This is a genomic window from Peptoniphilus sp. HCN-40583 (genome assembly GCF_037892835.1).
GTDB lineage: Bacteria > Bacillota > Clostridia > Tissierellales > Peptoniphilaceae > Aedoeadaptatus > Aedoeadaptatus rachelemmaiella.
In genome coordinates, this window is sequence record NZ_JBBKBU010000007.1 from 23,107 (window position 1) to 32,477 (window position 9,371).

Sequence of the window (9,371 nt, forward strand, 5' to 3'; positions counted from 1 at the left end):
CCTCTCTTTCTCTATGACTACCTTCATTATAGTGGATATAAAACGATTTCTCAAGGGAGGAAGTCTCCCCCAATCCCCCCGGGGGGCTTTTCTTTTTTTGCGGCTGTTTTTTCTTTGCTCACTTTTTTCTTTGCTCACTTTTTTTGCTTTCCGAAGAGGGGAAAGGGACGTCAGTTCAAGGGGCAGCTTTTTTAAATGCGCAGTGAACGTAATAAAATCAAGTTATTTCTTTCGCTTAAAATACCATTCCCGCAAGGTTTTGAAACCCGGGGAAGGGGCTAGGGCGTTGCGATTTCATGACCTATCCCGACGAGGGTCGCGAGTCGTTGGAAGGTCAGATGCAGTCTTACACCGTTTCGGGGAGGCGAAGCCTTCACGAAACGGATGTATAGTTGTACGCCCTCTGCCCCACAAATTAGGTTGCATACTGTGAAATTGCTTAGCTGACGTAATGGATTCAAGTTACTTTTTTCGCTTAAAATTTGAATTCTACATGGCTTTGAGACCAGGGGAAGGGCCTAGGGCGTTGCGATTTCATGACCTATCCCGACGAGCAAAGCGAGTCGTTGGAAGGTCAGATGCAGTCTTACACCGTTTCGGGGAGGCGAAGCCTACACGAAACGGATGTATAGTTGTACGCCCTCTGGCCCTTCCCCTGGACCCCATCCCACTCCACCCTAACGCTTTTCTAATGTGCGAAGCCCTGCGGGCTTCGATTCCTGTTGGGATGTGTCGCCAACGAAAGTAAGTGAGTTGGGCAAAGTTTCTTTTTCCTAATAAGAAACGTCGCCCAACTCACATTCTTCTTTTCGCGACGCAGCCCAAATAGCAGAAAATGCCGCAGGCATTTTCTTACAGTTTAAACGCGGCCAAAAAAGGGGTGGGGGCCCCGGGGGCGGGGAAAATGCGGCCTTCCGCTCTGAGCTCTTTTCCCTGCCCCCGGGTTTAAAAGCCATTTAAGAATGGAATGTTGAGTTAAGAAAAGAGGGAAAGCGAATCACAAAAATTGTGTACTGGGGAATTAAGAACAAAATTTGTGCGAAGGAAAAAGAAAAAGTAGGGACAAAGCGACCTGCGCCGCTCGCTGAATAAAGCCCAATCCCTTGGGCTTTATTCAGCTTCCCAACGTAAATCTTTCCCAAAAAACGCCATGGGCACAAATTTATGGAAGATGCGGCTGAAGATTCGGTCGCCGTAGACGGCGGAAAGTTCGCGCGGGCTCAGATTGGTGCTGATGATCATTTTTTTGCCGTCGATCATGCGGCTGTTGACGATGTTAAAGAGTTGGGAGTTGGTGAAGGAATTGGTGAGCTCGGTGCCCAAATCGTCGATGATCAAAAGATCCGCGGAAAATAAGCTGTCGTAGGCCATTTTCACTTCGTCTGTCGCGTCGCGATTAAAGGTTTTTTCTTCGAAGATCCTTACCATACCGAAGGCGGTTTCGTAGACCACGGATTTTCCCGCCGCCATAAGCTCGGCGGCGACAGCGTGGGAAAGGAAGGTCTTGCCCAGGCCCGTGGGGCCGTAGAGGAGCAAATTCATGTCGTTGGCCTCGTCGAAGGTGGCGATGAAGTTTTCCGCCACGGCGAGAATCTCTTCCATGTTTTGCCGCGGGGAAATGCCCTCGTCGGCAAAGGGCAGGTCGGAGTAGATGTCCAGGCGGAAGTTGCCGAAGTTGTTTTTTTCGATCTGCCGCTCGATGTGGCTGGAGCGGTGCAGATAAGCGGTGATCCGCTGCTTCATGCAGCTGCAGCGCGCGCCGTTTTCCAAATAGCCCGTGTCCTTGCATTGGCTGCAGCGGTAGACGGGATCCAGGTAATTCGCCGGAAGCCCCGCCTCCACAAGCATGGCCCGTGCCATGGCTTCGTAGGTTTTGAGCTCCTTCACGGCCGCATCGGCCACAGAGGCGTCGCCGCTCACGAGGGTGGCCTTGGCCGCTTCAAAGCCCAGGGCGCGGATGTTTTCTTCCACCGCCTCAAGCCCCGGCGCCATGGCGTAGGCTTCCTCCCGGCGCTCGCGAAGGGTCTGTTCATTTGCTCGCCTGAGGGCGTCGTAATCCGCCCGAATTTTATCGAAGATGGATGTCATCTATTTCTGTCCTTTCCCCTCTATAAATTGCCGGCGCTTACGCTGGGCCATTTTTTCCAAGGCATCGGCGCTGTATTTGGCCGTGGCCGAGCCCGCCATGGGCTGGGTTCGATGGCCGCGAAGCACCTTGGGCTTTTGATCCTTGGAAAGATCCTCGGGCTTTTTAATGCCCTTCGCCTTCCACGCGGCGAGGATGCTTTCAAAATACCGCCAGTTGGGCTTTCCGATGCCCCCGGTGCGTTTCGCCGCCTCTTCCAAAAGGGCGAAGTCCATTTCCTCGGCGTAGGACGTGACGGCGTCGGACTCACCGCGAATGTAGGGCTTGTCGGATAAGCCCATCAATTGAAGCAGGTGGCGGTAGCGGTAGTAGGCCGCATCGTGGGTGCGGAAATTTTCCGCCAAAGCCTCGGGGGTGCGCACATTACCGTCGGCCCAATTCCGCACAATCCCCTCGATGTAGGGGACGGAGCGCTTGTTTTTCTCTTCGGTGCCGTAGCGAAAAGCCTCCAAAATCATCTCCGGCGTCATGTTGTACACCTCGCGCCAGGCGGCGATGTCCAGCTTTTGCTGGTAGGGCACCTGCTTGCGCATGTAATATTCCACCTTGGAAAAGAGATTGGCGATTTCCGCATCCTCCAGCCGACGCACGAAATCGCTCTTCTTGTCCTCGGGGCTGTAGACCTCTTTCGTGTAAAGCTCCTTCAGACGCAAAAAGCGAATGCCGTAGCTTTCCCCTTCGTAGATCTTCTCCACAATGCCTTCCGATTCCCAATAATCCCAGGCCCGCTTCACGTCCGTTTCCAAAAGATTCAGGCGATCGGCCAAAGCCTTGTGGTCTCCCTCGCCGCCGTTTGAAGCCAGCTGCAACCCGGCCAAATAGACCTTCACGAAATCCCCATCGGCCTGGGGCATGTAATCGTTTAAAAAAATATTTTCAATGGGCGTATCCCCTAAATCCAATTTCGGCGGATCCAATTTAAATTCCACGCCGCCACCTGCCTTTCGTGAGTTCCATTTGATGCACCGACACGACACAAAACTGCCCCATGGTGCGCATCTGCTTTCGATAGGGAGCGAAGGCCGCTTCATACAACGCCCCTTGGGGCAAATCCACCCGGCGAAAAGCCCTGCCCATTCGTTCAAATCCCAAAGACGCGTACAAATGAATGGCCCGCCCGTTCCAAGGAAGCACCTCCAGAAGAATCCGCTCAAGCCCCAAGGTGTAAAAACCGTAATTCAAGAGCCAATGCATGGCCGCCCGGCCAACGCCCCGATCGATGACCGCCCGGTCCAGAATAATGCCCACCTCGGCGGTGCGGGTAATGAGGGAAATATGCTTCAGGCCCATGTAGCCCACGGCGCGGCCCGCTTCCAGAATGGCGAAGTACTGATCCCGGTGGCCCTTCGTCTTCCAGCGGTACCAATCCCCCACCGTGTCCTCGTCTTCCATAAAATTATACACACTAAAGAGCGGGTCCTCGTAATCCGTCCAGGTCAAAAAATCGCGGACGTGGGTTTCCTCTAAAGGCGCCACGTCAATGCCATGTTTGTCGCGCAAAAAACCCCCTCCTCCTTCTATGATTGTACCATAAGGGGCGAGGGGGTTTTTTTACTTTTTCCTTCTCGGGCAAAAGAAAAAAGACAGGCGATGCTGTCTTTTCTCTTTACACTAGCGATGCCTCGGGATCCGTTGGAAGAGATCCTGCTCGATAATCGCATCCTTCACGTCGATGGTGTAGGCCTTGTCGCCGCGCTTGTAGGCGATGTAGGCACCTTGACGTTGGTGAAGGAACGTGTTGCTTGCACAGAGAATGTCGTCGTAAGCCCACATATCTCTGTTAATGTCCGTGTAATTAATCATGAACTTGTCATTTCTACGGATGTAAGCCATGTCCCGTACCCGGCGGAATGCGCGGTTGGATACGGCGGCCACTTCCTTCCGAGAAATGGGTTCATCGTAATTAAAGGGAGCTTTCTTTTCCGTGTAGATGGAAAGCCATCCGCTCCGGTAGGCCGCTTCCACTTCGGGAATGGCCCAGTGGTTTTTGCGCATGTGGAGGGAATTGCCGCCCACTTTATCCACGTATTGGAACCGGCGCAAGGTGGCGATCCACTCGGCGCGGGTGATCTTTCGTTGCGGCTTAAATTCGCCGTCGTCGTAACCGATAAAGACATCGGCTTGGGTGGTGATCCTTACCGCATCGTTGTACCACATTTCCTTCGTCGTATCCTTATAAGGAAGCTTGTAGCGGAGATCGAAGGGGTAGCCGTCTTCCTTCAGTGCATTGGCCAAAATTTGCGCCGCTTCGGCACGGGTCAAGCCGTCGTCGGGACGGAACTTGCCTTCGAAACCTTGCATGTAGCGCACTTCGCGGCGAAGCACCGTGCGATCCTTATAGACCGTCTTCGTTTCACCGGGGACGGGATAAGGCACGAAATTGGGCTGCGGCGTGGGGTAGGGCTGCGGAATGGGATCCGGCTGCGGTGTGGGGTACTGCTTCTCAGTGTATTTCGCCGTTATGACGTAAGTCGGCGCACCTGCGCCAAACTTAACACTTAGCAATTTATCCCACCCGTCGAATTGGTAGCCATCATTGGCATTGACCCACGGAGAGGGAAGGTAAACATCTACATCGGGCTTAACCCAATAATCTGTCGGCCCGGATAAGTTGCCGTGGCTTCCCGGCTTGAATTCCACTTTTACATAACCGGCGATTTCCTTTGTGGAGATGACGTCCGGGTTATTGTAGAGAGCGGTGATGGTATCGCCTTCTTTGTATAGGGTGGGTTTGTCGATGGAAGTGTCCCATCTTGCAAATTTATAGCCGGTGTTAGGAACGGCCGTAGGTGCTTTATCCTTAAGAACGACTGGCTTGTTGGGATTGACGTAGTAAACGGATTGACCCGTCAATTCTTTTCCGTGCTCGCCTTTTACAAAGGTGACGGTGACATAACCTTCGGGTTTGTCGTTATCAGATCCATCCTCTTTGGTCTTGGGAATGACATCGTCCTTTGGTAGATATTGAGCCGTTACGGTGATGTCGCTCTTAATTTCCGTCATGTCCTCTTTGTCCCATCCGTTTGCCGTGAAACCTGTATCAGGCGTTACAGTCGGCTTGGGCGTAATGTCGGAAAGCTTTTTACCTGCATTCGGATTGACGTAGTAGGCTGTTTGGCCTGAAATGGCTTTTCCGTTTGCACCCTTGTCGAAGGTGACGGTGACGTAGCCGTCGGGCTTGGTATTGGGTTGACCTTGATCATTGGTCGAAGGAATAATGTCCGTTCCTTTTGTGAAGCTACCCTTTACCGTCGTGTCGTCGGTGTACTTTTTCGCCGTCGCTGTGTCTTGATCCCATTTGTCAAATTTGTAACCTGTGTCGGCCTTCGTCTTCGGTTGAGGAACGGTCACTTCTTTTGCAGGATTGACGTAGTAAACTTCGGTTGCATCGTCTGCAATCTTTCCGCCTTCGCCTTCGATTTCAAAGGTGACCTTGACATAGTTGTCAGGCACGTTCGGCTTTTCGTTGCCCTTTTGCGGAACCACGTTGTCGACAACGGTAATGGGAACTTCCACGACCATGGTCTTGCCGTTCGGATACTTCACTTCAACTTTAGCGGTCGGTTTGCCCGATTTCGATACGTCCGGCGTTCCGTCGGGGGTGTAGGTGAAGGTCGTTCCGTCCGGTAGGTTATCCTTATTGTTTGGATCGGCCGGATCGTAATGGTTCTTGATAAGGTCTTTGGCTTCGGGCAATTTGTCTATTACCGTTATGGGATTCTCTTTTACCTTCGGCCCGTTCACCAGTTTTTCAGCTTTTATATTGTACTTCGCCGTGATTTCCGTCTCTTTGGTGAAGGTTCCTTTAATCTCTGTGTTGCCTGTTTCGGGTTTATCCCAAGGAGGAAGGATGGTTCCTTTGCTTACTGTCCAGTTTTTGAATAGATAGGTGTAGGTGTTTCCGTTTTTGTCGGTCACTTTTTTACCTACAGGGTCCTTGCTCGGGATGGTTACTTCTTTTGTCGGATTGACGTAGTAGGTCGTGTCAGCTTTTGTTTCATCCGTGGCCTTGTCCGTGGGAATCAACTTCACGGTAACGTAGCCGTCGGGCTTTTCGTTTTCCGTTCCGTCTTCTTTTATCTTTGGAATGACGCCATCAAGCGGGGTGTAATCGGCAACGACCTTCAAATCGTCTTTAATTTCCGTGCTGTCTGCATACAACCACTCCTTGAAACGATAACCCACCTTCGGTGTTACCTCCGGTTTAGTCAGCGCTTTAATCAAGACACCTTTATTCGGATCGACGTAGTAGACTGTTTGGCCGGTGATTTTTTCTCCGTCCCTGCCCTTGTCGAAGGTGACGGTAACATAGCCCTTGGGCTTATTGTTTTCTGTTCCGTCATCATTGACCTTCGGTATGATTGATTCTAGCGGTTTAAACCAGCCCCACACAGCTGTGTTAGCAGCGAATTTGGTCGGCTTTGAAGTAAATTCTTCATCGTTTAGTTTCCATTCATCAAATACATAACCGGTGTAGGGCTCTGTCTTCGGCAGGGGTAGCGTTACCTCTGTGTTTGGCTTGACGTAATATTTCGTGATTTCACCATCGGAAATCTTCCCAAAGGATTGCCCTACCCTAAACTCTACTTCCACATAACCTTTGGGCTTTTTGTTCGGATTTCCCTTGTCGTCTTTTTCCGGAATCACCTTATCCAGCTTCGTCGCCTCGGCCGTAACGACAATGTCCGATGCTTCGATGACAAGGGAGTCTTCCTTGTCCCACTTGTCGAACTTGTAGCCGGTATCCTCGGAATACTTCGGTTTTACAAGTTCAGCATTTCCGAGGGTGATCCCTGCGTTCTTCTTGACGTAGTAGGCTTTTTGTTCCGTAAGCTTTAAGCCCGGATCCGCCGCAAAGGTGACTCGAACATAACCGTCCGGGCGAACCATAGGATCTGCTGCGCTCGGATCATAGGGAATGATTTTCTTCGATTCATCGTAGGTGGCGGTGATGATGGTTCCATTTACATCGGTAAATTTCGTTGGAGTACTTGGATTGTAAACTGCTCCGTCAGCATTTACGCCGATCTTCCATTTCTTAAAGGTGTAGTAGGTTTTCCCTACAGGATCCTTCACGGGAATGGTGACTTTCTTTTCCGGGTTGACCCAGAAGATTTTGTTGCCTTCCATCGTCCCGTTGTCCGTGGGAACAAAGGTGACCTTAACGAAATTATCCGGTACGCCTTCTGGCTTTGTGTCGCCGTCTTGCGGAATCACGTCGGAAACGTATTGGGCCTCGATGGTGGTTTCCGCACCAAATTTATGCCTCGGGTGGTCAGCAAGCTTGTATTCTGTTTCAGTTCCGTTGTCCCTGTACGTCCATTTCACAAACTTGTTGTCGCCGGTGCCCACAGGATCTTTCCCGGGGATCACCACTTTCGCAGCCGGATTCACATAGTAAAAGTATTGTTGCGGTTTCTCTGCCTTTGTCGTCGGATCGACCGTGACTTTTACATAGCCTTCCGGGACGTAATTCGGCTTACCCTCTTCGGTCTTGGCTTCGTAAATGTTTTTGATGACCTTAATGGGAATGTCCACGGTTTGGATCGTGCCGTTTGCGTGGGAGACTTTCGCCTTGACCGTTTCTACCCTTGTAGGTTCATCATTAGAATTATCTTTTTCTTTTAATTTTTCATATAGATAATCTTTTAATGCATCGCCGGTAATGGCAGCGCCACTATCATCTAATATTTCAAAAGTGTCATCATCTGCTAGTGCTTGGGGCGTGCCATTCGCGCCTTTAATCTTGACTTGTCCTTTTAATTGGTCAAGCGTCGGAATAAAGTTATTAGTATATTCTGTAGCCCCATCAGCTTTAAAAGACTCATGAACCGTCAGTTCTTCCGCCGTGATTTTGTTGTTGTCCCAAATGGCGTAGAGAGTCTTGGCTTCTTTGATGTTTGCAAAATCAGCATCAGTGGCGATAGCTCCACCCTTTGTTAATGACCAGCCCTTAAAGGTTTCACGATCCTTCGTGGGATTTTCCGCCTTGTCGACCACCGTGCCGTCGTATTCAACTTCCTTGACGATCTTTGTCTCCGTATCGGGAGCAGTGAAGTTAGCAAACTTCCCGCCATTGGCGTCGAAAGTCACGGGCAAGATTTCCGTCATGATCAGCTTCCCGCCCTTCACCACGTCGTAGGTGAAGTCGTATTTGAACTTATGCTTTCCGTCTAAGGTCGTAATGATTTTGTTGGCTTCGTCAAAATTATAAGTCGGTTTTCCTGCTGTGTCGTTTTCATCTGCAAATTCTATTCCTTCAGTAACTTTTACCTCAGGAACACTTAATAAAGACGAAGGAGGATATTCCGTATAGCCGGGATCTTGATAATCCGAGTTATTCACGAAATCATTTCGAATAATGATGGATCCCCCATCATCTTTTGAGAAAGGAAAATAACCTGGGTACTCGTCGATTTTATTATTGAATTCGCCATTCACCGGCGGTCTTGCATCTTTTGCCACGCCTGTGTGCCACTCGGAAATAAATTTCGTCGAAGCAGTTTGGCCAATCTTTAAATAGAGGGGAATGTCGGCAACGATATTGCCGTCTCCATCTTTTTTAAACGAAGGTTTTTTGTCACCTGTTTCTGACAAATCCACGGTCAGTAAGGTTACTTTTTCCGATACGCCTGTCTCCAGTTCCACATCGTATTTATAGGGCTCTAGGGCCTTGGAATACAAGGGCAACTTGGCAGGTTTTCCATTGAAGTCATTTAAACTATATTCCCCTGCCTTGTCGACGGTTAATTTAAAAGTGGCAATTTTTTTGTTGGTCTTTGCGTCTTTTTGAACGAAGTAGATATTGGCTGTTCCCGGATTGCCGTTGGAATCTGTGCCGAATATCTCACTCCATTGGAAGGGCTTTGTCACTCCATTGTCTTTCAAGCCTTCGGCCACAAAGTCTACGTGTAAATTACCGTAAGCTGCCGCTTTTTCATTGTCTGGCGGGGTTTGTCCGGGCAGATAGGGGCTTCCTGCTGAAAAGAAGCCGCTCCTCCCCGTTCTAAATCTGTTCTGGTTGTTTCTTGCTTGCTTTTGAATTGCCAAGATCGCCTTATTATCCAGTTTAGGATACGTTTTGGGATCTAAAGCACCCATTTTCACGAGTTGAACCGCCGTTTTCTTTGACGGTTCACTCGATTTCGCCCGTGCCACTTCCGGCGCAAACACTTGCACCAGCACGAGCAGAGCCAGCATAAATGCTGTGTATCTTATTTTCAAA

At 50.2% G+C, this 9,371-nt stretch carries 4 protein-coding genes; all 4 read right to left on the reverse strand.

Annotation, left to right across the window (positions count from 1 at the left end):
• Window positions 1-1,110: 1,110 nt before the first annotated feature.
• Entirely contained in the window at window positions 1,111-2,088 is a 978-nt protein-coding gene (locus WKT05_RS03450; RefSeq protein ID WP_340412916.1) for an ATP-binding protein, read from the reverse strand.
• Entirely contained in the window at window positions 2,089-3,075 is a 987-nt protein-coding gene (locus tag WKT05_RS03455; protein WP_340412917.1) for a DnaD domain-containing protein, read from the reverse strand.
• Window positions 3,065-3,646: a GNAT family N-acetyltransferase gene (locus WKT05_RS03460; RefSeq protein ID WP_340412918.1), complete on the reverse strand. Its 582-nt coding sequence runs from the start codon at window positions 3,644-3,646 to the stop codon at window positions 3,065-3,067. The genes WKT05_RS03455 and WKT05_RS03460 overlap by 11 nt, the downstream gene beginning before the upstream one ends.
• Window positions 3,647-3,757: 111 nt before the next feature.
• Window positions 3,758-9,370, reverse strand: coding sequence for an S-layer homology domain-containing protein (locus WKT05_RS03465; protein WP_340412919.1), 5,613 nt, complete (start codon window positions 9,368-9,370; stop codon window positions 3,758-3,760).
• Window position 9,371 lies beyond the last annotated feature (1 nt).

Coding starts and splice junctions, on each gene's coding strand:
- WKT05_RS03450 (WP_340412916.1), bottom strand. CDS start 2,088: ATGACATCCATCTTCGATAAAATTCGGGCGGATTACGACGCCCTCAGG.